Here is a 25,867-nt window from a genome sequence, read left to right as displayed (position 1 = left end):
TCTCAGTCGTACTTCATCGTGTAGATCAGATCCACCGCGCTGTTGCTGCCCGCCTGGCCCCGCAGGGTGAGGTTGCGCGAGAGGTCGTAGAAGATGTACAGCGCGCCCAGGGTGCCCGACAGCGTGCGTTCGTACGTCAGGTACAGGTCTTTGGAAATGCGCTTGCCGAAGGTGAGGGCGGCGGTGTTGGCGTCTTCGCCGGGGGCCGCGCCTTTGAAGCCGATTTCGTCCAGACCCACGCGGCTGGCGAGGTTGCCGGTGGGCGATTGCCCGCGGCGGCCCAGCAGGACCAGGGCGGCTTGTTGCAGCACGGCGGCCTCGGCACCGCCGGCGGTGGCATCGCGGCCCAGCACCACCCAGGCGAGTTTTTCAGCGTCAGGCAGTTCGGGGTCTGAATACAGGCGCACGCGCGGCGCCAGGGCTGAGCCGCTGACCTGCACCCCCGCCCGCACGCTGATGTTGGGGCGCAGCGCCAGGATGTCGAGCGAGGGGTTGTTGTACGGCCCGTTGAAGCGGATCAACCCGGTCTCCACGTCCAGCACCTGGCCCCAGGCGCGGTAGCGTCCCTCGTCGGTGCGCACCTCGCCCGTCACGCGGGGTGGGGCGCCTGCGGTGGCGGCGCTGCGCACATCCACCTCGCCCGTGAGCCGGGTGGTGATGCCCCGGCCCTGCAGGGCAAAGTCGTTGCCCAGGTTCAGCGTGATGGCGATGACCGCTGGCTTGGCGGGCACCAGCTGGGGCGCTTGCTCGGCCTTTTGGTGGGCTTGGGCGGCGGCCTGGGCGCGGGCCTGGGCTTCGCGGTCGCGCGCGGCAGAGCGGATGACCACGTCAGAGTCCAGCGTGGGGGCGGTTTCGTCGGGCAGGATGATGGTGGCGCGGTCGGTGGTGAGTTTGCCGGTCAGGCTGAACTGGCCTTCTTGCAGCTGCGCCCGCAGGTTGCCCGACACGCTCACCTGCCGGTCGGCCCGCACCAGCACCTGCAGCGCCTGGGCCTGGGCTTGCAGGTCCATGGCAATGCGCGGTGGGGTGCCGCTGGTGGTGTCGGCATCGCTCCAGGTCAGGCGGCCCGTGGCCGAGAGGCTGCCCCGGTCGGTGGGGGCCTGGGTGCGGTTGCCGCTTTGCCCGGCAATGCGGGCCTTGCTGCCGCGCCCGCCTTGCAGCTGGAATTCGGTCAGATCCAGCTGGTTGCCGCGCAGGCTGGCCCGCAGGCGGCCGCCTTGCAGGTCCACGCCATCGATGAGCGAGCGCACGGCCAGCTCATCGGCCGCCAGCGTGCCAGACCAGCGGGGGGCATTGCGCGTGCCCGACAGGGTGGCGTTGGCATCCAGCGTGCCGCGCACGCGCCAGCCGGGGGGTGCCAGGGCAGACCACACACCCACGTCGGGCAGACGGGCGCGCACGCTGCCAGCCAGCGGTGCGTCTGCAGGCCAGGGGGCAGCGCCTTCGTCCCACTGCAGGCGGGTGCTGGCGGTGGCGTCAATCTCGCCAGCGCGTGCACTGGCCCACTGCAGGCGGGCGTTCAGGCTGTCTGCGTCCAGCTGCACGCTCAGCTCTGCCTGCCGCACACCGGCCGGGGTGCCCCGGCTGGTGGCAGCGGTGGATGCTGGCGTGATGGTGGTCACGCTGCCCGGCCCCAGTCCCTGGCCGGTGCTGACGCTGGTGGTCTCTGCTGGTGGCTCTGCACTCAAGATGCGCAAGTCGCCCTGGGTGCGGCGCAGGCTGGCCGTGGCGCGCAGGGATTCGGTGGTGTCCACGTTCCACTGGCCTTCCAGCAGCAGATCGGTGGCCAGCCCCAGGCGGGCCAGCAGGGGTTGCGGTGCCAGCGTGGGCGCGGTGGGCGATGTGGAGGCGGCACCGGGGACGGCGGTGCTGGGTGCGGCCGTGGGGGCGGCGTCCATGCCGAACGCATCCACCCAGGCCAGGGGCAGGCCTTGCAGCGTGCCTTGTGTTTGCAGGCGTGGCAGGCCGCCCGCCACCGTGGTCAGCCGCACGGGCTGCCAGCGCAGCGCCACGGTGCCCGGCACGGGCCCGGTGATTTGCGCCTGCCCGGCGCTGGCTTGCAGGGTGAGCCCCTGGGGTTTGCCGGTGGGGGAAACGCTTGTTGCAGATGAGGCGCGCCCAGGCGGCGCCACGGCGGTGGCAGGGCTGGCCCCGGTGCGCAGCGACATGGCCCAGGGCTGCGTGAGTTGAGCCGTCCACACCCCAGGGCGGCGCGTGTCTTGCCACTGTGCGCGCAGTTGGCTCCACTGGGCCTGCCATTGCCCAGCGCCGCTGAGCCCGCCGGTGGCTTGGGCCTGCAGCGACAGGCGTTGGGTGCCTGTGCGTGCTTCGCCTTCCAGGCGCAGCGTGGCTTGCGTCAGTTGCCCGTTCAGCTCCGCTTTCAGGGCGCGCAGTTGCAACAATGTCGCCACGTTGGTGGCGTCTGCGGTGCCGCTGGCCTGGGGGGGGAGCACCAGGTCCAATTGCGGGCTGGTCAGTGAGGTCTGCAGCTGAAAGGGCGTAGCTTTGGCGTCAGCACTGGGGGGTAGGCCCTGGGCTGCCGTGTGCAGTTGCTGCTGCAGCGTGCCCCAGCCGCCCTTCCATTGCAGTTGCAGCTGTGCCTGGCCTTTGGCCGAGGCGGTGCGCAGCGTGCCTTGCAGCTCTTTGCCCAGCCAGGGCAAGCGGCCTAGCCAGCGCAGGGTTTGGTCGGCATCGGTCAGGCTCCAGCTGCCTTCGCCCTGGCCAGTGCGGGGGGCGATATTGCCCTGCACGCGTACTTGCGAGCCGGGAAGGGTGAGCTGCACCAGCCCCTGGCCTGAGACGGCTACGGCTGGATTGCTGGCGGCAGGTGTCGCACCGGGTGGCGCGCCACGGCTGATGCGCAGATCCGTTGCCTGCAACCGGGCGCGCAACGCATCCAGCGCCAGCTGTTCGATGTGCACCGTGCCCCCGTTGTCATCGGGGTTCCATTGGCCCTGGGCGGTGAAGGCGTCAATGCGCAGGTCTGTCGCACTCGCCGGTGCGGTGCCAGTGCGCGCTGCTGATCGAATGTCTGCCGTCAAGCGCACCACTGTGCTGGTCAGTGGGCTGGCCTGCGACGGCATTTGGGCCTGCACGCTGCCCGACAGGGGCGACGCCGCCAGCGCAGAGTGCAGGGCGGCGGGCGACAGGTTGCGCAGGCGGATCGAGCCTTGCAAGGCCCCGCTGGCGGGCGCAAAGCTGCCTTGCAGGTCCAGACTGCCCGTGCGGGGCGCTTGGCCCACGGTGGCCGTGGCCTGGTTCACCGTCCAGCCGCCCGCTGCGTAGCGGGCCTGGGCCTGCAGCCCTGCCAGCGGCAGGCGTTGGGTATCCCAGGGGCCGGGCGCGCGGTTGGTGAGGTCTGCGGTCAGGTTCCAGGCGCCCGCCTGGGCCGGGGCTTGGGTGGTGCTGCTGGCATCCGCCGCGGCATCGGGCCCTGCCGTCAGCGTGCCGTGCAGATCGGTGGTGGGCGCCTGGGGCCACAGGGCCGCCAGGTTCACGGCTTGCAGAGTGGCACGCGCTTGCTCCAGCGGCTGTGGGGCCCAGGGCCGCACGGTGGCCTGGGCCGTGGCGCGCATGGCTGCCGGGGTGACGGCCAGGACGCGCGCTTTGGGGGCGGTGCCTGGGGCTGGCGTGGCGCCCTCTGGCTGCAGGTTGGCTTCCAGGTTCAGCCGCGCAGCCTCGGTGGCCAGGGTGCCATCGGCACGCACCTGTGCAGCAGCGGTGAATGCCTCCGTGCGGCCCGGTAGGGGCGTGGTGACGGTACCGTCCACCGTGGCCTGCAGGGCCATGGGGGCGCGGGCTTGCAGCACGGCGCTGGCGGTGTAGCGGCCTTGTGCCAGCGCCAGGTTGCTGATGGTCAGCCGGTGGTCCTGCCCGTCAAAGCGGTAGGTGCCCGCCAGCCCCTGGGCTTGCAAGGCCGGGTTGTCGCCCCACTGCAATTGGTCTACCTGGAAGCCCAGCTCCACCGTCAGCGGCAGCACCAGTTCTTGCAGCGGCTGGGGTGGGGCGGCGGGCTGGTCATGTTCCAGGGGGGTGATTTGGATGCGGGCCGCGCGGATGTCGCGCAGCTCCAGCCGGCGCTGCAGCAGCAGTGGCAGTTGCCAGCCCACCTGGGCGTCGGTCACGTCTACCACCAGGCTTGGGCTGCTCCAGCGCAGCCAGCCAATGCGCCCGCCGCTGCGCAGCGACCCTGTCACATCGCGGCTTTGCAAGCTTTGCCCGGCGGGCAGCCACTGCGCTACCCTCTGCAGCACCGTGGCCAGTGAAGTGGCCTGGCCACCCCACCACCACAGCCCTGCGCCTGCGAGCGCAATGGCCAAGAGCAGTGCGGCAACCGCCCACCCCAGCCAACGCAGCGCACTGCGGCGGCGCGGTGGCGGTGCAGCGGTGCGGGCAGGCTCGGTGGGGCTGGGCGGGCTACCCGGACCAGTGGGCTCGTTGAACGTTGGCATCAGAAAGTGAACCCCAGGCGCAAGTGCAGCCGCAGTTGTTTGGATTGCACGCCCCAGGCCAGGTCGGCCTGCAGCGGCCCCACGGGGCTGCGCCAACGCACGCCGGTGCCCACGCCTACGCGCGGGTCCAGGTCTCCGGCGCGGTCGGCCACGGCCCCTGCATCCACAAACAGGGTGTTTTCCCAATCGGTCATGTTGCCGCGGTAGGTGATGGGGCGTTGCCATTCCACGCTGGCCACGCCCATGTAGCGGCCACCGTAGAGCTGGTTGTTTTGCGTGCGCGCACCGATGCTGCGGTAGCTGTAGCCCCGCACGGTGGTGTCCCCACCGGTCAGGAACAGTTGTGTGACCGGGATTTCTGCGCTGTCACGCGCCAGCACGGCGCCCACCTCCGTGCGCACCGAAATGCGCGCGGCGCGGGCCACGCCGTCGTCTGCCTCCACCCGCCCTGCGGGGAAGAACGACTGCCAGCGCACCAGGGTGCGCGTGAACGGGTTGCGTTCGGGCCGCAAGGTCATGCCAGCGCCCAGTTCCACGGCAATGCCCCAGCCGCGGGTGGGTGCCGTGTTGCTGTTGAAATAGCGTCCCGTCCAGCCATAGTTGGCGCTCAGCGCAGCGCTGTCGGCGGGGGCGTTCAGCCCCTGGGGGCGGGTGGCGTCGTAGCGCAGAAAGTAGGTGCGGTCGATGTTCTTGGTGCTTTTGCTGCGCCCGCCCAGCACCTCCACGCTGTTGACGTCGTAGTCGCCCGTCTGCTGGCGCTGTGCTAGGGCCGATGTGAACCAGCGCCAGCCGTTGTCGTTGGGCAGGGCGGTCCAGCCCGTGCCCAGTTGCTGTGCATTCTTGTCGAGCGACAGTTTGTTCACCGCGCGCCAGCCGTGCGTGGGCCACTGGTTGTGGCTGTGGTCCACCGACAGGCGCGGCCCGCTGTCGGTAGACAGGCCAGCACCAAACACCAGCTTTTGCAGCTTGGCTTCGCGCACCTGGGCAATCACGGGAGCTGCCTGCGGGTCGGGGCTCTCGGTGTCCAGCGTGAGGAACACCGCGTCGTAGTAGCCGCTGTTGGCCAGGCGTTGCTGTGCATCGAGCATTTCTGCTTCGTCATACACGCTGCCAGTGGGCAGGCGGGCCAGGCGGCGCGCGCCATCGGGGTCGTAGCGCTGGCTGCCGCGCACTTGCAGCGGGCCAAAGCGGTAGGGCGGGCCGGGGTCGTAGGTTACGGCCAGCTTGGCTTCGTGGGTGTCGGCATTCACCTCGGCGCGGCTGCTGGCAATGCTGGCAGTGGGGTAGCGGCGCACTTGCAGTTGGCGCAGACCGCTGCTTTTCGCGCCTGACCAGGCGCCTTGCGTGAAGGGGCTGCCTGCGGGCAGCGCCCAGTTGCTTTCAACCCGTTGCAATTGGCGCACGCGGGCACCGGGCTCGGTTTCAGCCCCTTCGGTCATGCGGATGTCGGCCTGCGTGACGCGCGTCTGCGGGCCGGGCTCCACGGTGATGGTGACGGCGTACGGCGGCTGTGGCGCTGCGGCTTCGCGCAGCTCAATCGCAATGGTGGGCGCGAAGTACCCCAGCGTGCCCAGCAGTTCGCGGGCGTTGGCGTCGGCGGCGTGCAACAGGCGGCGCAGTTCTTCGTTTTGCAGATCGGGCAACAGGCGAAAGCGCTGCAGTTCCAGGTGGCGCTCCAGGGTGTCGCGCACCGAGTCGGGGGCCTTCACTTCCAGGCTGAAGGCGGGCTGGTCTTCGGTGGTGACCGCAGCGGCTGGTTCAGCCCCTGGCCGGGGCGACAGCACACTGCACCCCTGCAAAACCATCGCTCCACAAAGCAGCAACGCCGACCACAGAGTCGGCGTTGGATGAGGCTGCGCCTTGCACGGAACATGCACGCGAGAAGCAGAAACGGACGAAGAAGAAATCATGAAACGGTGGCAATGCCGCAGCAATGCGCAAGTATGGCGGCAACTGGCCCGCACTATGCCTGCAAAAACAGGCGCCCGGTGTAGGACAGCTTCGGCCGCGCGGCCGTGGCAGCACGCGCTGGCGCAGCGCTACTTCGACAGCAGGCGCATGGTGTCTTCCAGCCCCTTGAGTGACAGCGGGAACATGCGGTTGCCGATGAGCTGCTGGATGATGCTGATGCTCTGGCGGTATTGCCACACGCCCTGGGGCTCGGGGTTGATCCACGCAAACTTCGGGAATGCGTGGGTGAGGCGCTGAATCCACTCTGCCCCCGGCTCCTCGTTGTTGTATTCCACGCTGCCACCGGGCTGCAGAATCTCGTACGGGCTCATGGTCGCATCGCCCACAAAGATCAGTTTGTAGTCTTTGTTGTACTTGCGGATGATGTCCCAGGTTGGAAACTTCTCGGCAAAGCGGCGGCGGTTGTTCTTCCACATGAAGTCGTACACACAGTTGTGGAAGTAGTAGAACTCCAAGTGCTTGAACTCCGTCTTCACGGCGCTGAAGAGTTCCTCCACCCGCTGGATGTGCTCGTCCATCGTGCCGCCCACGTCCATCAGCAGCAGCACCTTCACGTTGTTGTGGCGCTCGGGCACCATCTTGATGTCGAGGTAGCCCGCGTTGGCCGCCGTGCTGCGGATGGTGTCGGGCAGGTCCAGCTCCAGTTCATGCCCTTCGCGCGCAAACTTGCGCAGGCGGCGCAGCGCCACCTTGATGTTGCGCGTGCCCAGCTCTTGCGTGTCGTCGTAGTCGCGGTAGGCGCGCTGTTCCCACACCTTCACGGCGCTCTTGTTCTTGCCCGCGCCGCCAATGCGCACGCCTTGCGGGTTGTAGCCGCCGTGGCCAAACGGGCTGGTGCCGCCGGTGCCAATCCACTTGTTGCCGCCTTCGTGGCGCTCTTTCTGTTCTTCGAGGCGCTTTTTCAGCGTCTCCATCAACTCGTCCCAGCCCATCTTCTCGATGGCGGCCTTCTGCTCGGGCGTGAGTTCGTTTTCCAGAATCTTGCGCAGCCAGTCGGCGGGGATCTCCTTGGTGAAGTCGGCCACCAATTCGACGCCTTTGAAGTACGCACCAAAGGCGCGGTCAAACTTGTCGTAGTGCTTCTCGTCCTTCACCAAGGTCAGGCGCGAGAGGTTGTAGAAATCGTCCAGCGCCCAGGCGTCGTCTGACTTGGGGCCCACCACACCGGCTTGCAGGGCTTCGAGCAGGGTGAGGTATTCCTTCACAGACACGGGCAGCTTGGCCGCGCGCAGGGTGTAGAAAAAGTCAATCAACATGATTTTGCCCTCCAGCGCTTGCTAGGCAAGCGCGTGCCGCTCTAAAAGGTATAGCAATTGTGCTTTGGCCTCGGGCCATTCGCCCGCGCGCATGCTGTACATCACCGTGTCGCGGATGGTGCCGTCGCGGCGCAGCGCGTGGCCACGAATCACGCCGTCTTTCTTGGCCCCCAGCCGCTCGATGGCGCGCTGCGATGCGAAGTTGAAGTTGTCGGTGCGCCAGCCCACCACATGGCAGCCCAGGGTGTCGAAGGCGTGGCCCATCATCAAGAGCTTGGCAGTGGTGTTCACATGGGTGCGCTGCACGCTCTTGGCATACCAGGTGTAGCCAATTTCCACACGCTTCACGGTGGGCAGGATGTCGTGGTAGCTGGTGGTGCCCAGCACCGTGCCGGTGGTGTCGTCCACCACGGCAAAGGCAAAGCGGTTGCCGTCGGCGCGCATGCGCAGGGCATCGTCGATGTATTTGGCAGTGTTTTCGGGCTCGGGCACCGAGGTGATGCGCAGCTTCCACAGCTCGCCATCGGCGGCGGCCGCGCGCAGGCCCGCCTCGTGCGATGCGTCCAGCGGTTCCAGGCGCACGCCGCGCTCGCGCAGGGTCACGGGTTCCACAAAAGCCATTGCGCTACTCCTTGGCTGCGGCTTTGTCTTGGCGGCGCGTTTGCCAGCGCCGCGCTGCGTGCAGGCCCAGGCCGCCGCCCAGGCCCACGAGGGCAATGCCAATCAGGCTGCCGGTGCCGTAGCCGGGCGCAAAAATGTCCACGCCCAGCCACTGGCCGGCCCAAAAGCCCAGCAGTGCCCCGCCCACAAAGCCAACGGCATCGGCCACGCCGTTGGCCAGCAGTTTTCCGGTGGTGTTGTCGCTCACTTAGCGGTTCCTCTGGTTCATGAAGACCAGCTTTTCGAACAGGCTCACGTCCTGCTCGTTCTTGAGCAGCGCGCCCACCAGCGGCGGCACTGCCACCTTGTTGTCGGCGCTTTGCAGGGCTTCGAGCGGAATGTCTTCAGCCACCAGCAGCTTGAGCCAGTCGATCAGCTCGCTGGTGGAAGGCTTCTTCTTCAGGCCCGGCAGGTTGCGCACGTCGTAGAACGTCTTCATCGCCACGGTGAGCAGTTCGCTCTTGAGCGTGGGGAAGTGCACGTTCACGATCTGGCGCATCGTGTCGGCTTCAGGGAACTTGATGAAGTGGAAGAAGCAGCGGCGCAAGAACGCGTCGGGCAGCTCTTTTTCGTTGTTGGAGGTGATGAACACCAGCGGCCGGTGCTTAGCACGGATGAGTTCGCGCGTTTCGTAGCAGTAAAACTCCATGCGGTCGATTTCGCGCAGCAGGTCGTTCGGGAATTCAATGTCGGCCTTGTCAATCTCGTCGATCAGCAGCGCCACGGGCTGGTCGGCGGTGAAGGCCTGCCACAGCACGCCCTGCACGATGTAGTTGCGGATGTCCTTGACCCGCTCGGCGCTGTCGCCATCGTTCAACTGGCTGTCGCGCAGGCGGCTCACGGCGTCATATTCATACAGGCCCTGCTGCGCCTTGGTGGTGGACTTGATGTGCCACTGCAACAGCGGCATGCCCAACGCCTGGGCCACTTCTTCGGCCAGCATGGTCTTGCCGGTGCCGGGTTCGCCCTTGATGAGCAGCGGCCGCTGCAGGGTGATGGCTGCATTCACCGCCAACATCAAATCTTGGGTAGCGACGTAATTCTGGGAACCGCGAAATTTCATAAGGGAAATCACCGAATCGTTGATGAATGGGCTTGACAAGCGCTGGCTATAATCAGCCGCTGATCTGGGCCCAGAGCTGAAGCTGAACCTCCACGAGATTGTGCGCGCAAAATGAACAAGACGTTGACCACGATATTTGCCTTGGCTGTCGCTTCTGTGACCGCTTTTTCTCACGCCCAGGAAGCCAAGGGAGACGTGAAGGCCGGCGAAAAGAAAATCGCCATGTGCATTGGCTGCCACGGCATTCCGGGCTACCAATCCAGCTTCCCTGAAGTGCACAAGGTGCCCATGATTTCGGGCCAGAGCGGCAAGTACATCGCCTCGGCACTTGATGCCTACAAGAAGGGCGACCGCAAGCACCCCACCATGCGCGGCATTGCCGATTCGCTGTCTGAACAAGACATCGCTGACGTGTCGGCCTACTACGAACAACACGGCAAGAAGGGCACCGAGCTGCCCGCCAAGCCCGGCCGCGAACCCAGCGTGCAAGTGGCTGAGCTGCTGAAGAAGGGCGCTTGCGTGTCCTGCCACGGCGACAACTTCGCCAAGCCCATCGATCCTTCTTATCCCAAGATCGCTGGTCAGCACGCCGACTACCTCTTTGTAGCGCTGAAGTCCTACAAGGCTGACGCACGCAACGCCAACGTGGGCCGCAACAACGCCATCATGGGCGGCATTGCCAAGCAGTTCTCGAACGCCGAACTCAAGGCCCTGGCCAACTACCTGGCTTCTGTGGAAGGTGATCTGCAGGTGGTGCCCCAGTCGCGCTTTCGCTGAGCCATTCTTCGGTTCACCAAGAAGCCCGCTTCGGCGGGCTTTTTGTTGTCTGGCAGGTTGGTGGTTGGAGGCGAAACGCTGATGTCGCGGCTCAGCCTTGCTCCAGATACGGCCGTGCCAGCGCCTGCACCGGTACCTGGGCCTTGAGCCTGGCGGCCAGCAGGTACAGCCCGCCCAGCTTGCGGTGCAAGAACAGCGCATCGGCTGGTGGGGTGTGCCAGAAGTCTTTTTCGGTGCTCAGCGCCATGCCCGCCGTGCGGATGCGCTGGGCCAGGTCGCTGGTGCCAAAGTCGTAGCCATCGGCATGGCGCAGGGGCTCGCAGGCCAGCGCGAACAGATCAATCACCGCGTTGCGCTGGTGTGGCTGGATGTGGTGGCCGAAGTAGCCAATGGCCTGGGCCGCTTCGTCCATGCCCTCGCGGTGGCCGTGCATGGCAGCGCGCATGAGCCGCCGGTAGGCTTCCACCACTTCACTGCCGTAGGCGCGGGTGGCGCCAAAGTCGAGCAGCACCGTGCGGCCGCTGGCCTTGTCGTAGCGGTAGTTGGCGAAGTTGGGGTCGGTCTGCACCAGGCGGAATTCGAACAGCTCCCGGAACAACAGGCCCATCAGGGTGCTGGCTACTTCATCGCGCTGCGCCTGGGGCGCGCGTTGCAGGGATTCGATGGGCACGCATTCCACGTAGTCCATGGCCAGCACGTTCTCGGTGGTCCAGTCGCCGTGCACGGCGGGAATGCGCAGGTTTGGCGTACCGGCCAGCAGGGCTGCAAACTGCTCCTGGCAGCGGGCTTCGCGCAGATAGTCGGCTTCTTCGTGCAGCTGCCTCTTGGCCTCGGCCAAGAGCGGCGCCACATCCAGGTGGGCGGGCAGCAGGCCCGACACGCGCAGCAGCGTGCCCACGTTGTCCACGTCGCTGGCAATGCTCTGGCGTATGCCGGGGTACTGCACCTTGATGGCCAGTGGCCGCCCGTCTTTGGTGGTGGCGCGGTGCACCTGGCCGATGGAGGCCGCGGCGATGGGGGTGAAGCCGAACTGCGCAAAGCGTGCATCCCAGCCCGCGCCCCAGGCGGCCGTCAGCACATCGTCCATCTGCCCAATGGGCATGGGTTTGGCGTCCGAGCGCAGGCGCGCCAGGATCTCGCCCAGCTCGGGCGGCAGCAACTCGCCCGCATCCATTGACAGCAGTTGCCCCACTTTCATGGCCGCGCCGCGCAACTGTGCAAGCTGGTCGGCTACGCGGCGGGCGTTGGCAGGGGTGAGCAGCAGGTCGCGGGCGCTGGGGCGCTTGCCTTGCGCCCATTGGCGCGCGCCTTCAGCCAGCATGCCGCCGGCCAGCCCGGTGGCCAGGGTGCCCATGCGCGCCATGCGACTCCAGCGGCCGCTGGGCACGGATGCTGTGGCGCTGGGCGGGGCAGCGGCGGGCTGTGGGTCTGGGCGTTCATCCATGGGCTGCCACCGCGCCCAGGGCTAGGCAAACGCAGGCGGTGACGGTGAGGCGCCAGCGCAGCGGCAGGTACCAGGCGGGCAGTGCCGCGCGGGATGCCAGGCGCAGGTCTTGCACCAGGTGCGCCGCAAACCCCACGATGAGCAAGGCCGCCCCGCCTGCCATGGGCAGCAGCACGGCAGGCCAGGCCAGCAGCGATGGCACCACGCTCCACACAAAGCGGTGCGTGCGTTCGCGGTCGCTCAACCCGCCCAGCGCCATGGCAAAGCCCCAGTGCAGCGCGCCCACAAAACTCAGAATGACCGCGCCGTAGGCCAGCAGCGCCGTGCCCCACAGCGGTGTGCCCGGTGCCCACCACCCGATGCCCGCCAGCGCAACGAACGGCAGTAGCCCGCAATAGCCCAGCCAGGCCACGGAGATGGGCAGCGCTGTGGGCGAGGCAGGTGAAGACGATGGGGTGGGGTGGGTGCTTTGCATGGGGCCTCCAGGTCAATGGGGCCATTGTCGGGAAAGCACGACTCCCGAGTGGGCTGCATGCTTGTGTGGCGCAGTTGCAGCCTGTGCAGTGGTGTCAGTATTTAAGCCAAATATGCCGCTAGCGCTTTTGTAATAAGCGCAAGGTGCTCATTTATTCATAGCGCGAATTCATGGCACGATGCGCTGCGCGAAATCAGTCCCGCGTAGCGCGGCGCTGCACGGCGGCGATGTAGGCATTGCCGTCGGGCGGGCGGCCGGAGCGCTGGCTTTCCCACAGCATCTCGCCCAGGCATTCCATGGCGGCGTGGTGGGCGTCGTGCAGCGAATCGAGCCGTTTGGCAAGCAATTCGACCGCCTGGCGGATGCCGCGCGGCTGGTCAATGCTGCATTGCTCGCTGATCGACAGGTGCATTGACAGGTGCAGGAAGGGGTTGGTCTGCGCGGGCGTTTCGTCGTAGTTGCGGGCGATGGCGGCATCTACGTCCGCCAGGTCGGCGTGGTATTCGGGGTGCTCGGCAATCCACAGGCTGGCCAGCGTTTCGATGGCTTCCATGGGCGCGCCGCTTTGGGCTTTGGCGTGCACGCCGCACAGAAAGCGGCGCACATCGGCTTGGGTAGGGTTGAACATGGGGCGGGAGGGTAGCACGCACGCCCAGCCCTGGCGGGGCCGGGGGCTTGGATGGCGCTGGTTCAGCGGCGCGGTGCGCCCATCAGCCGCGAGATGGTTTGCGCCGCGCGCAGCAGCGGGGGCAGCAGGGTTTGCTGCATCAGCTCGGCGCTGGTGCGGTTGGCCTGGCCGCTGATGTTGAGGGCGGCCACGGTTTGCCCCAGGCGGTTGGTGAGCGGTGCGGCGATGGAGATGAGGCCTTCTTCCAGCTCCTGGTTCACCAGGCACCAGCCCTGCGTGCGCGCCTGGCGAATGCGTTCCAGCAGGGTGGGCAGGTCGGTGGCGGTGTGGGCGGTGTGGCGCTGCAGGGGCAGTGTGGCCAGGCGGCTTTGCAGTTCGTCGTCGGGCAGGCTGGCCAGCAGCACGCGGCCCATTGAAGTCCAGGCTGCAGGCAGGCGCGAGCCCACGCCCAGGCTGGTGCGCATGATCTTGTGGGTGGGCACGCGCAGCACGTAGACGATGTCCAGGCCATCGAGCACGGCGGCCGAAGACGATTCGCGCACTTCTTCCACCAGGTCTTCCATCAGCGGCTCGGCCAGGTTCCACAGCGGCAGCGATGACAGGTAGGCAAAGCCCAGGTCGAGGATGCGCGGCGTGAGGCGAAAGAGCTTGCCGTCACTTTCCACATAACCCAGCGTTTGCAGCGTGAGCAGGATGCGGCGCGCCCCGGCGCGGGTCAGGCCAGTGTGCGCGGCCACCTCGCTCAAGGTTTGCTGCGGTGCGCTGGCGCTGAAGGAGCGGATCACTTCCAGCCCACGCGCGAACGACTGCACATAGCTGTCGCCCGGCTTGGGGGTGGAGGCAGGAGCGGGCACGCCCGAGGGGGCTTCGTGGTTTTCAGGCGTCGTCATTGGGACTTCTTTATAATTCATTATACGAACAAAAGTTCGCTATACGAACAAATCTCGGGCTTTGCCGGGTGCGGCTTCGGGTTCGTGTTTTGGCCCATTCCTGAAGTTCTTTTTTGTGGGGACACAGTTTCATGATCAACAAGATAGCTGACTCGGCGGCCCAGGCGATGGCCGGTGTGCGCGATGGCGCCACGGTGCTCATCGGGGGCTTTGGTACCGCGGGTATTCCTGGCGAACTGATTGACGCGCTGATTGCGCAGGGCGCGCGCGACCTGACGGTGGTGAACAACAACGCTGGCAATGCCGACCACGGCCTGGCCGCGCTGCTCAAGGCCGGGCAGGTGCGCAAGATCATCTGCAGCTTTCCACGCCAGGTGGACAGCTACGTGTTTGACGAGCTGTACCGCAGCGGCAAGGTCGAGCTGGAACTGGTGCCCCAGGGCAACCTGGCCGAGCGCCTGCGCGCTGCCGGTGCGGGCATTGGCGCCTTCTTCTGCCCCACGGGTTACGGCACCGAACTGGCGCTCAACGCCGACGGCTCGCCCAAGGAAACCCGCGAAATCAACGGCAAGCAGTACGTGCTGGAGTACCCCATCTACGGCGACGTGGCCCTCATCAAGGCCGAGAAAGGCGACCGCTGGGGCAACCTCACCTATCGCATGTCGGCCCGCAACTTTGGCCCCGTGATGGCCACCGCTGCCAAGACCACCATCGCCACCGTGCACGACGTGGTGGAACTGGGCGCACTCGACCCCGAAGCCATCGTCACCCCCGGCATCTACGTGAGCCATGTGGTGAAGATCGAGCGCACCGCCACCCAGGCCGGTGGTTTCAAGAAGTCTGCATAAAAAGCGCCCTTAGCGCAGAAGGAACAAGCGTGAGCAGCTATCAAAAACGAAGCAAAGACGAACTGGCCCGCCGCGTGGCTCAGGACATCCACGACGGTGCCTACGTGAACCTGGGCATCGGCCAGCCCACCCTGGTGGCCAACCACATCCCTGCGGGGCGCGAAGTCATCCTGCAAAGCGAGAACGGCATTCTGGGCATGGGCCCCGCACCGGCTGCAGGCAATGAAGACTACGACCTGATCAACGCTGGCAAGCAGCCCGTGACGCTGCTGCCCGGTGGCGCGTATTTCCACCACGCCGACAGCTTCGCCATGATGCGCGGCGGCCATCTGGATATTTGTGTGCTGGGCGCCTTCCAGGTGTCGGCCACGGGCGACCTGGCCAACTGGAGCACGGGCGAGCCCGGCGCCATTCCCGCCGTGGGCGGTGCGATGGACCTGGCCATTGGTGCCAAGCAGACCTGGGTGATGATGGATTTGCTGACCAAGCAAGGCGCCAGCAAGGTGGTGCAGCAGTGCACTTACCCACTGACTGGCGTGGGCTGCGTCAAGCGCATCTATACCGACCTGTGCACGCTGGCCTGCACGCCCACCGGGCTGCAGCTCATCGACCTGGTGCCCGGCCTGACCCTGCCCGAGCTGGAACAGCTGGTGGGCCTGCCCATCCGCCCCGCAGCCTGACTGAACCCTGAGCCGCTAACAAGGAGACATCTTTCATGAGCCAATCCCAAGCCTACATCTGCGACGCCATCCGCACCCCCTTCGGCCGCTACGGCGGCGCCCTCTCCAGCGTGCGCGCTGACGACCTGGGCGCGGTGCCCATCAAAGCCCTGATGGAGCGCAACCCCGGTGTGGACTGGGCCGCCGTGACCGATGTGCTCTATGGCTGCGCCAACCAGGCTGGCGAAGACAACCGCAACGTGGCCCACATGAGCAGCCTGCTCGCGGGCCTGCCCGTTGAAGTGCCCGGCGCCACCATCAACCGCCTGTGCGGCTCCGGCCTGGACGCCGTGGGCAGCGCCGCGCGCGCCATCAAGTCCGGCGAAGCCGGCCTGATGATTGCCGGTGGTGTGGAAAGCATGAGCCGTGCCCCCTTCGTCATGCCCAAGGCCGAAACCGCCTTCAGCCGCAACAATGCGGTGTATGACACCACCATCGGCTGGCGCTTCATCAACAAGCTGATGAAGGAAAAGTACGGCGTGGACTCCATGCCCGAAACCGCCGAAAACGTGGCGGTGGACTTCCAGATCGAGCGCGAGGCGCAAGACCAGATGGCCCTGCGCAGCCAGCTCAACGCCGTGGCCGCCATCAAGGCCGGCCACCTGGCGCGCGAAATCGTGCCCGTCACCATCCCGCAGAAGAAGAAAGGCCCCTCCGGTAGCGAGGGCGACGCCATCATCGTCAGCCAGGACGAGCACCCCCGTGAAACCAGTCTGGAAGCGCTGGCCAAGCTCAAGGGCGTGGTGCGGCCTGACGGCACGGTGACGGCTGGCAACGCGTCGGGCGTGAACGATGGCGCTTGCGCCTTGCTGCTGGCCGACGAAGCCCACGCCGCCAAGTACGGCCTCAAGCCCCGCGCCCGCGTGGTGGGCATGGCCACCGCTGGCGTGGCCCCGCGCATCATGGGCTTTGGCCCGACGCCTGCCACCTTGAAGGTGCTGGCGCAAACCGGCCTGACCCTGGACCACATGGACGTGATCGAGCTGAACGAAGCCTTCGCCGCGCAAGGCCTGGCCGTGCTGCGCGCCCTGGGCCTGAAGGACGACGACGCGCGCGTGAACGCCTGGGGCGGCGCCATTGCACTGGGCCACCCGCTGGGCGCCAGCGGCGCGCGTCTGGTCACCACGGCCGTGAACCGCCTGCATGAGCACGCGGGCCAGTACGCGCTGTGCACCATGTGCATTGGCGTGGGCCAGGGCATTGCCTTGATCATCGAGCGGGTGTGAGCGTGGCTGATACCCGCACCCCAGTCACCGTCGTTACCGGCGCCAGCAACGGCATTGGCCGTGCGATTGCTGAAGCCGTGCTGGCCCAGGGGCGGGCCGTGGTCAATCTCGATTACGTGCTGCCCACCTGGAGCCACCCGCTGCTCACCTCGTACCAGGGCGACCTGACGGACGAGGTCTCCACCCGCGAACGCGCGGCCGAGATCGCTGCCCAGCACAACGTGACAGCATTGGTGAACAACGCGGGCGCCACCCGCCCCGGCACCATCGACACCGCCACCACGCAGCAGCTGGATGATGTGGTGGGCTTGCACCTGCGTGCGCCCATGCTGCTGGTGCAGGCCTTCCTACCCACGCTGCGCGCGTGCGGCCAGGGCCGCATCGTGAACATGTCTTCGCGTGCCGCACTGGGCAAGGGCGAGCGCATCGTCTATTCGGCCACCAAGGCCGGAATGATCGGCATGACACGCACGCTGGCCATGGAACTGGGCCGCGACGGTATCACCGTCAACGCCATCGGCCCTGGCCCCATCGCCACCGAGCTGTTCCGCCAGAGCAACCCCGAAGGCGCCCCGCAGACCGAACGCATCCTCAAGAGCATTGCCGTGGGCCGCATGGGAACGCCCGAAGACGTGGCGCGCACGGCGATGTTCTTCCTCTCGCCCGACAACGGCTTCATCACCGGCCAGGTGCTGTACGTCTGCGGGGGCACCACGCTGGGCTTGGCGCCAGTGTGAAGTGACACCCCCCCTGAGTCGCTTCGCTCCTTCCCTCTTCCCTCTTATCTCGAACGGCTTCGCCATTCGGGAAGGGGGCAGCCCTTCCTCGGCGTCCCGTGCCTGCGCCGTGCCAGTCTCAAACGCTGTGGCGATTGGGACGTGGCCCACCAAACGCTATTTTTGTCCACCAGCTTCTTTGAAGGAGACCTCCATGCCACATTCCCACGCCACCCGCCGCTTCGCCCTGGGTTCCATCGCTTCGGCCGTCGTTTTGGGCGCTGGTCTGCTCGGCGGTACGTCCGCCCTGGCCCAGGCTTACCCCACCAAGCCCGTCACCATCATCGTGCCCTTCGCCGCAGGCGGCACCACCGACATCCTGGCCCGCATCATCGGCCAGGCGCTGACGGCTGAGCTGGGCCAATCCGTCGTGGTGGACAACCGCGTGGGCGCAGGCGGCAACATCGGTGGCCAGGCGGCCGCCAAGGCCACGCCCGACGGCCACACCCTGTTCATGGGCACTGTGGGCACCCACGCCATCAACGCCAGCCTGTACAAGAAGATGCCTTTCGACCCCGTGAAGGACTTCGCACCGCTGACCCGCGTGGCCAATGTGCCCAACCTGCTGGTGGCCAACCCCGCCCAGCCCTACAAGAGCGTGAAGGACCTCATCGCCTACGCCAAGGCCAACCCCGGCAAAGTGAACTTTGGTTCTTCGGGCAACGGCAGCTCCATCCACTTGTCGGGCGAGCTGTTCAAGAGCCTGGCCAAGGTGGATATGCAGCACGCTCCCTACAAGGGCAGCGCCCCTGCGGTGACGGACCTGCTGGGCAACCAGATCGACATCATGTTTGACAACATGCCATCGGCCATCCAGCATGTGCGCAGCGGCAGCCTGGTGCCCCTGGCGGTGACCACGGTCAAGCGCTCGCCCGAGCTGCCCAACGTGCCCACCATCGCCGAAGCCGGCGTGCCCGGTTACGAGGCCACGTCGTGGTTTGGCATGCTTGCCCCCGCAGGCACGCCCGCACCCGTGCTGGCCAAGCTGAACGCCGCCATCGTCAAGGTGCTGGCCCAGCCTGATGTGAAGAAGAAGATCAACGAGCAGGGCGCCGAGGTCCACAGCGAAACGCCCGAGCAGTTCGCTGCCTTCATCCAGGCCGAAAGCGTGAAGTGGGGCAAGGTGGTGAAAGAGTCCGGCGCCAGCCTGGACTGATTTCCCCCGCCTGCCGGGCGTGACCCATGTGAATGCCTGGGTATAAGGAAAAAAGCATGCTAGCGCTTACTGGGTAAGCGCCAGCAGCTATCATAAAAATAGCAAACGCTGAGAGCCTGAGAAACCCTCGGTGCCATGCGGGCGCGCGGGCGGTGCCTGTTTGCGTTCACGCGACAATGTCGGCTGCCGACGCCGCGAGGGTTCCTCCATGCCTGTTTCCAACCCCCTGACTGCCGAACTTGCCGCCACCACGGCCCGCATCGTTGTGGAAGAGGGGCTCGAATGGGGCCCCGCCAAGCGCCGCGCCGTGCGCGAAATGGGCCTGCCCGCCCGCACCCCGCTGCCTGACAACGACCAGGTGGAAGACGCGGTGCGCGAATACCTCGATATTTTTTGTGCCGATACCCAGCCGCGCGAGCTGCGCGCCCTGCGCCAGCTCGCGCTGGTGTGGATGGTGCGCATGGCCGAGTTTCGGCCGCACCTGGCGGGCTCGGTATGGCACGGCACGGCCACGCGCCTGTCTGATATCTATATCCAGCTGTTCTGCGATGACCCCAAGTCGGCAGAGATCGCCCTGATCGACCACCATGTGGACTACGAGCCGCGCACGGTGACGGGTTTTCATGGCGAATCGGTCGAGGCCCTGAGTCTGGGCAGCAAGTGCCCTGAGCTCCAGGAGATGATCGGCGTGCACCTGATGATTTACGACCTGGATGATTTGCGCGGCGCCTTGAAACCCGATGCCAAGGGGCGCACTCCCCGTGGCGATGTGACGGCCGTGCGCCGTGTTCTGGAAGAGACTGCCCCATGAGTTTGCCGCCCGACGTTTCCCGCAGCGCCAGCGTTGCTGAACCCGCCGCCCAGCCTGCCCCCACATCGCGCAGGCGCTGGCTTTACGGCGCCGTGGCCGGCGCTGCCGCGCTGGGCGGGGCAGGGTTGGCTTGGTGGCGTTTTCAGCCCCACGCCATGCAGGATGGTGCCGAGGCAGCTTTGTGGAGCATGGAGTTTGACACCCCCACAGGCGGTGCCCCGCTGGCCATGAAAGCCCTGCAGGGCCGCCCTGTGCTGCTGAATTTTTGGGCCACCTGGTGCCCGCCCTGCGTGGAAGAGTTGCCCATGCTGAACGCGTTTTACCGGGAAAACGCGTCCAAGGGCTGGCAGGTGGTGGGCCTGGCGATCGACCAGCCTTCGTCGGTGCGCAAGTTTCTGGACCGGCTGCCGCTGGACTTTCCTGTGGGGCTGGCGGGCCTGGGTGGCACGGAGCTGGGCCGGTCTTTGGGTAACCTCACCGGCGGCCTGCCTTTCACCGTGGTGCTGGGGCAGGGGGGCCGGGTGCTGCATCGTAAAATGGGGCAAGTGACGCCCGATGACCTTAAGCAATGGGTCCATCTGCGGTAAGCCAAGCCCCTTCATGGGGCTTTTTTCAGCGTTTGATGACGCTCCGTCAGCCTCGATGTTGATGAAAATTACCTCTCAATCGCTGAGGTAGTCCGAAATTAGAGTAAATTCGCGCCCTATTTAGTTTTATAGCCGTTGGAGCTTCCATGGATCTGCGAAAACTCAAAACCTTGATCGACCTCGTCTCCGAGTCAAACGTTTCCGAACTCGAAATCACCGAGGCCGAAGGCAAAGTCCGTATCGTCAAGAGCGGCGGCGCCGTGGTTCAGCAATATGTGGCAGCGCCCATGCAAGCCCCCGTGGCGCCAGCGCCCGTTGCGGCCCCTGTGGCCGAGCTGCCCAGCCCTGCCGCCGCAGCCCCCACGGGCCATGTGGTCAAGTCGCCCATGGTGGGCACGTTCTACCGTTCGTCCAGCCCCGGCGCCAAGCCCTTCGTGGAAGTGGGCAGCCAGGTCAAAGAAGGCGAGACCCTCTGCATCATCGAGGCCATGAAGATCCTCAACGAGATCGAGGCCGACAAGTCGGGCACCGTGACCCGTATCCTGGGCGAAAACGGCCAGGCCGTGGAATACGGACAGCCGCTGTTCGTCATCGAATAAGGCGCTCATGTTCAAGAAAATTCTGGTTGCGAACCGCGGAGAGATCGCTCTGCGTATCCAACGCGCATGCCGCGAGCTGGGAGTCAAGGCCGTCATGGTCTATTCCGAAGCCGACCGCGATGCGAAATACGTCAAGCTGGCCGAAGAGGCCGTGTGCATCGGGCCCGCCCCGTCGCCCCTGAGCTACCTCAACATGCCGGCCATCATCTCGGCCGCCGAGGTGACCGATGCTGAAGCTATCCACCCTGGCTATGGGTTCTTGAGCGAAAACGCCGACTTCGCCGAGCGCGTGGAAAAGAGCGGGTTCCAGTTCATTGGCCCCACGCCCGAGTCCATCCGCATCATGGGCGACAAGGTGTCGGCCAAGCAGGCCATGATCCGTGCCGGCGTGCCCTGCGTGCCTGGCTCTGAAGGCGAGTTGCCCGACGATCCGGTGCAGATCCGCCGCATCGCCAAGGCCATCGGCTATCCGGTCATCATCAAGGCCGCTGGCGGCGGCGGTGGCCGCGGCATGCGCGTGGTGCACACCGAGGCGGCGCTGGTCAATGCGGTGCAGATGACCAAGGCCGAAGCGGGTGCCGCGTTTGGCAATCCTGCGGTGTACATGGAGAAATTCCTCCAGAACCCTCGCCATATCGAAATTCAGGTGCTGGCCGACAAGCACCGCAACGCGGTGTACCTGGGCGAGCGCGACTGCTCCATGCAGCGCCGCCACCAGAAGGTCATCGAAGAGGCGCCAGCGCCCGGCATTCCGCGCAAGCTGATCGAGAAGATCGGCGAGCGCTGCGTTGCGGCCTGCAAGAAGATCGGCTACCGCGGTGCGGGCACGTTCGAGTTTCTGTACGAAAACGGCGAGTTCTATTTCATTGAAATGAACACCCGCGTGCAGGTGGAGCACCCTGTGACCGAGTTGATCACGGGCGTGGACATCGTGAAGACGCAGATCATGGTGGCGGCTGGCGAAAAGCTGCCCTTCACCCAGCGCCAGATCGAGATCCGTGGCCACGCCATCGAGTGCCGGGTGAATGCGGAAGACCCTTACAAGTTCATTCCGTCACCCGGTCGCATCACCACCTGGCACGCGCCAGGCGGCCCCGGTGTGCGTGTGGATTCGCACGCTTACACCAACTACTTCGTGCCGCCCAACTACGACTCGATGATCGGCAAGATCATTGTGCACGGCGACACGCGCGAGCAGGCCCTGGCCCGCATGCGCACGGCGCTGTCCGAGACGGTGATCGAAGGCATCAACACCAATGTGCCGCTGCACCGCGAGCTGATGGTGGATGCCAAGTTCATGGCGGGCGGCACCAACATCCACTATCTGGAAGAGTGGCTGTCGCAACACAAACGCTAGGCTGCGTACAAACCCCTGAGGCGCTTCGCGCCTTCCCCCTTTTCTCGAATGGCTGCGCCATTCGGGAAGGGAGACACCGCCAGCGCGGCGGTGGCTTGCGGGGGGCTGCGGGCGTTGGGTGTTTGTTAGGCTGATTCCAGTCTTGGGCTGGTGCGGCCACAGTGGGTTCACATGCTGGCTCCCGGAAACGGGTGCCAGCATTTCATTTTTGCAAAGAGGCGTTTTTCATGTTTGAGCTGAGCCTGATGTGCCCTGAAGACCGCATTGAAGCGGTGAGCGACGCGCTGGATGCGCTGGACGCCTTGAGCGTCTCGGTGGAAGACGCCGATGCGCAGACCGATGCCGAGCAGGCCCTGTTTGGCGAGCCCGGCATGCCCCCGCCCAAGGATGGATGGCAGCGCAGTCGCGTGGTGGCGCTGTTCCCCACGGCCGATGCTGCCCAAGAGGCGCAGCAACTGCTGACCGTGCAAGACTTTTTTGAAGGCTGCCAGGTGCTGGGTGTGACCGAAGTGCCTGAGCAAGACTGGGTGCGGCTGACCCAATCGCAATTTGCGCCAGTGGACATCACCCCCGATTTCTGGATCGTGCCGACCTGGCATGAGTTGCCACCGCAGGCTGTGCGCAGCATTCGCCTGGACCCAGGCCTGGCCTTTGGCACTGGCACGCACCCCACGACCCGTATGTGCCTGCGCTGGATTGCTCGCAACGGCACGGTGGCCGCCGATGGCTCCAGCGCCCTCGGGCGTGTGCTGGACTACGGCTGCGGCTCGGGCATTCTGGCGATTGGCGCGGCCAAGTTCGGTGCGGTGGATATTGATGCGGTGGATATCGACCCCGCAGCGGTGGAGTCCACCATTCAAAACGCGCAGGCCAATGGCGTGCAGCTCAAGGCGGGCCTGCCCGACAAGGCCCAGGGTGAATACCAGACGGTGCTGGCCAACATCCTGGCGACGCCACTGCGCGTGCTGGCCCCCTTGCTGTGCAGCCATGTAGCGGCTGGCGGGCACCTGGTGCTGGCCGGCATTCTGGAGCGGCAGGCAGATGAGCTGAAGGAGGCCTACGCACCTTGGCTGCCACTGCAAGTGGCCGATTCGGAAGACGGCTGGATTTTGATGACCGCCAGCCGTTGAGCCTTGCGAGGCCCCGCGGGCCGTGGGGCCTGCGCTCTACAATCCATTGCAGATGAGCCAGATCACACGCTGCCCTGCCTGTTCGACCCAATTCAAGGTGGTCGCGGACCAGTTGCGCATTTCTGATGGATGGGTGCGCTGCGGTCACTGCGCCGAGGTGTTTGATGCGTCCGAATCGCTCGTGCCCGCATCCCCACCAGCGCTTTTGCCCGACGTATCGCTGACCGACGTGCGACCACCGCCTATGCCAGTGGCGCGGGCGGATGATTCTTTGCGCGCATGGGGGGCTCCTCCGGCGCCTGTCCAAAAAGCTTTCTCTCGGGTTATTGTGGAGCCTGACGCGCCGTCAGGGATTGCGCCAGCCCCGTTGGGTGCCGGGGTTTTGGCTGAGGCACCTTTCGCTCCCCCCGCCGAAGTCTTGTCGGTGCCCGATCCCGTACCGCCTGCCCTCCTAACTGCGGAGCCTCCACTGGTCGGTACAGAGCCGCCTCCCATTTTTGAGCCTGCTGCTACCTTTGCCTGGAAGGGGGCAGATGCCCCGAGTGTGCCGCCCAAGGCTCCGGTTGCCCCCCCCCCTCCATCGCCACTTTCGCCACCTCCGCCCGAGTTTGCAGGGCGGCAGGAAAGCCGGGTGTTGTCGCCAGACATGCTGGAGCTGGTGCTGCAGGAGCCTCTTCGTGCGACGCATCCCTTGGCGGTTTCTTCGGAAGCCGTGGCGCAGACGCCTGCAGCACCGGTGCCGCAGCCCGGAGGGTACGAGCTGCCCTACGCTGAAGACTTTGCAGACACTCCGCTGACGTTGGAGTCTGATGCACAGCCTTTGCCAACCGCTTCGCAGGTGGACGGTGATACCGCGACCAGTACAGAGCAGGCAGCGTCTACCCAGCCGCTGCCGGCAGATGTGGTGACCGACGGCGGCGTGGAGGGCATGACTGCTGATGGCATGGATGTTCTGGCATCCTTGCCCGCACTTCCTGCTGCCGAAGTGCAGTCTCTGGCCGATGCCGACGAGTCTGTAATGCCCTCTTTGCCATCGGTGGAGTTTCCTTCGATCGACGAAGCCACTGGTGTGAAGGAAGCGAAGCTGGCAACACCAGATCCGCGCGCAGACCAAAGCAGCGAGGCCGAAGACGATGAGGAGCCTGACGCGGCGGAGGATGTCAGCTTCGTCAAAGCAGCCCGCCGACGGGCGTTTTGGCGCAAGCCCCTGGTGCGCAGTGGACTGGTTGTGCTGGGCTTGGGGTTGGCGACTGCACTCGCAGCGCAGGTGGCTGTGCATGAGCGCAACCGCCTGGCTGCTGTGGCACCACAGCTTCGCCCCCTCTTGCTGGCCTTATGCGAGCCGCTGGGGTGTGAACTGGCGCCTCTGCGGCAAATTGCAGAGGTGGTCATCGACAGCTCTTCCTTCAACAAGGCGCGGGGCGACAGCTATGTGCTCGCCGTCACGATGAAGAGCCGTTCCACCGTGGCGCTGGAGATGCCGGCGGTGGAGTTGACGCTGACCGATGCGCAGGACCAACCCGTTTTGCGCCGTGTATTGCTGCCTGCTGAAATGGGCGCTCCGCAGGAACTTGCCGCGGGCGGCGAATGGAGTGCTTCCGTGTCGGTGCTGGTGACCACTGGCGGCGCTCGCGTGGCGGGCTATCGCCTGCTGGCGTTTTATCCCTGATTCTTCTTTTATTGATTGCTTTTTTATGGCCGCTCTTATCTGTGGTTCTCTGGCGTTCGACACCATCATGAATTTTGAGGGGCGGTTTGCCGAGCAGATCCTCCCGGATCAATTGCACATCCTCAACGTGTCCTTTCTGGTGCCATCGTTGCGCCGTGATTTTGGTGGCTGCGCAGGCAACATCGCCTACAGCCTCAAGTTGCTGGGTGGCGAGCCCCTGCCTATGGCCACGCTGGGAACAGATGGTGGCGAGTACCTGCAGCGCCTGGCTGCGCTGGCTATCAGTGACCGCTATGTGAAGCAGGTGGACGGCACTTACACGGCGCAGGCCATGATCATGACCGACCGTGACAACAACCAGATCACGGCGTTCCACCCAGGGGCCATGATGCAGGCGCACATCACCCGCATCGAACCCCATCCTGATATCAAGCTGGGCATCATCTCGCCAGATGGGCGCGATGCCATGCTGGAACATGCAGCGCAGTTCGTGGCGGCTGGCATCCCTTTCGTGTTCGATCCGGGCCAGGGCTTGCCCATGTTCAATGGCGCTGAGTTGACCCAATTCATTGAGCAAGCCACCTGGGTGACGGTGAACGACTACGAAGGCAAGATGCTGTGCGACCGCACCGGCTTGAGCCTGGCAGACATCTCGCGCAAGGTGAAGGGCCTGGTAGTGACTTTGGGCGGTGAAGGTTGTGATGTGTGGGTGAATGGTGAGCGTGAGCGAGTGCAAGCTGTGCAGCCAGCGGCTGTGGTGGACCCAACAGGCTGCGGTGACGCTTGGCGTGGGGCCATGTTGTTTGGTCTGGAGCAGGGCTGGCCTTTGGCGCGGTGTGCTGAGCTGGGCAACAAGGTGGGTGCACTGAAGATTGCGCAGCGCGGCCCACAGAACTATGTCCTGGATTTCACCCCCGCGTGATAGGAGCGTGATGGGACTGAGAGGCTTGGCCTGCCATCCAGGGCGGGCCTTCGACACTGTGCTCAAGGCTCTCCCCGTACAGGCATAAAAAAACCCGGTGCAGGGCACCGGGTTGGGCTTGGAAAGCTGGGCTTCCTCAGGGCTTGGTGCCTGTAGGAAACGGCCAGGCAGCCTGGGGGTTCAGCGTGGTCTGAGCAGCGGGAGCGGCAGGGGCTGTAGGAGCCTTCACCACTTTCTTTGCAGCAGCGGCCTTCTTGGCTGGAGCAGCAGCCTTCTTCGCTGGAGCAGCAGCTTTCTTCGCTGGGGCAGCGGCCTTCTTGGCTGGAGCAGCGGCCTTCTTGGCTGGAGCAGCAGCCTTCTTCGCTGGAGCAGCAGCCTTCTTCGCTGGAGCAGCGGCCTTCTTGGCTGGAGCAGCAGCCTTCTTGGCTGGAGCAGCAGCCTTCTTGGCTGGA

The 25,867-nt window shown here is 65.6% G+C and carries 23 protein-coding genes and 2 pseudogenes; 14 read left to right on the top strand and 11 right to left on the bottom strand.

Features of this window, described 5'->3' with window-relative positions; genetic code table 11:
* Positions 1 to 2: 2 nt before the first annotated feature.
* The 6 genes from IHV84_RS03355 to IHV84_RS03330 form a co-directional block, all read right to left on the bottom strand.
* On the bottom strand, positions 3 to 4,451 hold the full coding sequence (locus IHV84_RS03355) for a translocation/assembly module TamB domain-containing protein (RefSeq protein ID WP_198845801.1): 4,449 nt from the start codon (positions 4,449 to 4,451) through the stop codon (positions 3 to 5).
* The gene (locus IHV84_RS03350; protein ID WP_233099682.1) at positions 4,451 to 6,256 is read right to left on the bottom strand and encodes an autotransporter assembly complex family protein; all 1,806 of its coding nucleotides are present in this window, start codon (positions 6,254 to 6,256) and stop codon (positions 4,451 to 4,453) included. Before IHV84_RS03350 ends, IHV84_RS03355 begins: the two co-directional genes overlap by 1 nt.
* 234 nt (positions 6,257 to 6,490) lie before the next feature.
* Complete coding sequence (locus IHV84_RS03345; RefSeq protein ID WP_142081789.1) at positions 6,491 to 7,678, bottom strand: VWA domain-containing protein; 1,188 nt, start codon at positions 7,676 to 7,678, stop codon at positions 6,491 to 6,493.
* A 21-nt stretch (positions 7,679 to 7,699) separates the two neighbouring features.
* Positions 7,700 to 8,299, bottom strand: coding sequence for a GNAT family N-acetyltransferase (locus tag IHV84_RS03340; RefSeq protein ID WP_198845799.1), 600 nt, complete (start codon positions 8,297 to 8,299; stop codon positions 7,700 to 7,702).
* A gap of 4 nt (positions 8,300 to 8,303) precedes the next feature.
* The gene (locus IHV84_RS03335; protein WP_044401604.1) at positions 8,304 to 8,546 is read right to left on the bottom strand and encodes a hypothetical protein; all 243 of its coding nucleotides are present in this window, start codon (positions 8,544 to 8,546) and stop codon (positions 8,304 to 8,306) included.
* The gene (locus tag IHV84_RS03330) at positions 8,547 to 9,401 is read right to left on the bottom strand and encodes a MoxR family ATPase (protein ID WP_044401602.1); all 855 of its coding nucleotides are present in this window, start codon (positions 9,399 to 9,401) and stop codon (positions 8,547 to 8,549) included. It lies immediately after the preceding gene.
* Positions 9,402 to 9,512: 111 nt separating this feature from the next.
* Here IHV84_RS03330 and IHV84_RS03325 point away from each other — a divergent pair, with 111 nt between their 5' ends.
* Complete coding sequence (locus tag IHV84_RS03325; protein ID WP_044401599.1) at positions 9,513 to 10,178, top strand: cytochrome c; 666 nt, start codon at positions 9,513 to 9,515, stop codon at positions 10,176 to 10,178.
* 91 nt (positions 10,179 to 10,269) lie between these two features.
* On the opposite strand, the gene IHV84_RS03320 is transcribed toward IHV84_RS03325, so the two are convergent.
* From IHV84_RS03320 to IHV84_RS03305, 4 genes are all read right to left on the bottom strand, one after another.
* The gene (locus tag IHV84_RS03320) at positions 10,270 to 11,622 is read right to left on the bottom strand and encodes an AarF/ABC1/UbiB kinase family protein (RefSeq protein ID WP_198845798.1); all 1,353 of its coding nucleotides are present in this window, start codon (positions 11,620 to 11,622) and stop codon (positions 10,270 to 10,272) included.
* On the bottom strand, positions 11,615 to 12,097 hold the full coding sequence (locus IHV84_RS03315) for a DUF3429 domain-containing protein (protein WP_198845797.1): 483 nt from the start codon (positions 12,095 to 12,097) through the stop codon (positions 11,615 to 11,617). Before IHV84_RS03315 ends, IHV84_RS03320 begins: the two co-directional genes overlap by 8 nt.
* A gap of 193 nt (positions 12,098 to 12,290) precedes the next feature.
* The gene (locus tag IHV84_RS03310) at positions 12,291 to 12,725 is read right to left on the bottom strand and encodes a DUF1841 family protein (protein ID WP_044401590.1); all 435 of its coding nucleotides are present in this window, start codon (positions 12,723 to 12,725) and stop codon (positions 12,291 to 12,293) included.
* A gap of 62 nt (positions 12,726 to 12,787) precedes the next feature.
* Positions 12,788 to 13,615 (bottom strand): IclR family transcriptional regulator C-terminal domain-containing protein, encoded by an 828-nt coding sequence (locus IHV84_RS03305; RefSeq protein WP_198845796.1) that lies wholly within the window; start codon positions 13,613 to 13,615, stop codon positions 12,788 to 12,790.
* Between the two features lie 131 nt (positions 13,616 to 13,746).
* Between IHV84_RS03305 and IHV84_RS03300 the strand changes: the two genes are divergently transcribed.
* From IHV84_RS03300 to IHV84_RS03245, 13 genes and pseudogenes are all read left to right on the top strand, one after another.
* Positions 13,747 to 14,463 carry a 3-oxoacid CoA-transferase subunit A gene (locus tag IHV84_RS03300; RefSeq protein ID WP_066782606.1) on the top strand — a complete coding sequence of 239 codons (717 nt, stop codon included), beginning with the start codon at positions 13,747 to 13,749 and terminating at the stop codon, positions 14,461 to 14,463.
* 29 nt (positions 14,464 to 14,492) lie between these two features.
* On the top strand, positions 14,493 to 15,143 hold the full coding sequence (locus tag IHV84_RS03295; protein ID WP_198845795.1) for a 3-oxoacid CoA-transferase subunit B: 651 nt from the start codon (positions 14,493 to 14,495) through the stop codon (positions 15,141 to 15,143).
* A 35-nt stretch (positions 15,144 to 15,178) separates the two neighbouring features.
* Complete coding sequence (gene pcaF, locus IHV84_RS03290; RefSeq protein ID WP_198845794.1) at positions 15,179 to 16,408, top strand: 3-oxoadipyl-CoA thiolase; 1,230 nt, start codon at positions 15,179 to 15,181, stop codon at positions 16,406 to 16,408.
* A 2-nt stretch (positions 16,409 to 16,410) separates the two neighbouring features.
* Positions 16,411 to 17,145 carry an SDR family NAD(P)-dependent oxidoreductase gene (locus IHV84_RS03285; RefSeq protein ID WP_370541173.1) on the top strand — a complete coding sequence of 245 codons (735 nt, stop codon included), beginning with the start codon at positions 16,411 to 16,413 and terminating at the stop codon, positions 17,143 to 17,145.
* A gap of 193 nt (positions 17,146 to 17,338) precedes the next feature.
* Positions 17,339 to 18,340 carry a tripartite tricarboxylate transporter substrate binding protein gene (locus IHV84_RS03280; protein ID WP_198845792.1) on the top strand — a complete coding sequence of 334 codons (1,002 nt, stop codon included), beginning with the start codon at positions 17,339 to 17,341 and terminating at the stop codon, positions 18,338 to 18,340.
* A gap of 208 nt (positions 18,341 to 18,548) precedes the next feature.
* Positions 18,549 to 19,151 (top strand): hypothetical protein, encoded by a 603-nt coding sequence (locus IHV84_RS03275; protein WP_198845791.1) that lies wholly within the window; start codon positions 18,549 to 18,551, stop codon positions 19,149 to 19,151.
* Positions 19,148 to 19,738: a TlpA disulfide reductase family protein gene (locus IHV84_RS03270; protein WP_198845790.1), complete on the top strand. Its 591-nt coding sequence runs from the start codon at positions 19,148 to 19,150 to the stop codon at positions 19,736 to 19,738. The genes IHV84_RS03275 and IHV84_RS03270 overlap by 4 nt, the downstream gene beginning before the upstream one ends.
* A 146-nt stretch (positions 19,739 to 19,884) precedes the next feature.
* On the top strand, positions 19,885 to 20,337 hold the full coding sequence (gene accB, locus IHV84_RS03265) for an acetyl-CoA carboxylase biotin carboxyl carrier protein (RefSeq protein ID WP_066782614.1): 453 nt from the start codon (positions 19,885 to 19,887) through the stop codon (positions 20,335 to 20,337).
* A gap of 7 nt (positions 20,338 to 20,344) precedes the next feature.
* The gene (gene accC, locus IHV84_RS03260; protein ID WP_044401556.1) at positions 20,345 to 21,694 is read left to right on the top strand and encodes an acetyl-CoA carboxylase biotin carboxylase subunit; all 1,350 of its coding nucleotides are present in this window, start codon (positions 20,345 to 20,347) and stop codon (positions 21,692 to 21,694) included.
* 227 nt (positions 21,695 to 21,921) lie between these two features.
* Positions 21,922 to 22,824: a 50S ribosomal protein L11 methyltransferase gene (gene prmA, locus IHV84_RS03255; RefSeq protein WP_198845789.1), complete on the top strand. Its 903-nt coding sequence runs from the start codon at positions 21,922 to 21,924 to the stop codon at positions 22,822 to 22,824.
* 52 nt (positions 22,825 to 22,876) lie between these two features.
* Positions 22,877 to 22,981 (top strand): annotated as a pseudogene (locus IHV84_RS20590) (zinc-ribbon domain-containing protein); the annotation flags it as partial.
* 474 nt (positions 22,982 to 23,455) lie between these two features.
* Positions 23,456 to 24,493, top strand: coding sequence for a DUF3426 domain-containing protein (locus tag IHV84_RS20285; protein WP_370541182.1), 1,038 nt, complete (start codon positions 23,456 to 23,458; stop codon positions 24,491 to 24,493).
* A 25-nt stretch (positions 24,494 to 24,518) separates the two neighbouring features.
* A complete protein-coding gene (locus tag IHV84_RS03245) occupies positions 24,519 to 25,415 on the top strand; it encodes a carbohydrate kinase family protein (protein WP_198845787.1) in 897 nt (298 codons plus the stop codon).
* Positions 25,416 to 25,551: 136 nt separating this feature from the next.
* On the opposite strand, the pseudogene IHV84_RS03240 reads toward IHV84_RS03245, so the two are convergent.
* Positions 25,552 to 25,867, bottom strand: a pseudogene (locus tag IHV84_RS03240) (hypothetical protein); the annotation flags it as partial.

Origin of the sequence: Acidovorax sp. IB03 (genome assembly GCF_016406015.1) — a bacterium.
GTDB classification, from domain to species: domain Bacteria; phylum Pseudomonadota; class Gammaproteobacteria; order Burkholderiales; family Burkholderiaceae_C; genus Acidovorax; species Acidovorax temperans.
The sequence above is the reverse complement of the archived record's forward strand: the minus strand, read 5'-3'. Positions and strand labels throughout refer to the sequence as shown.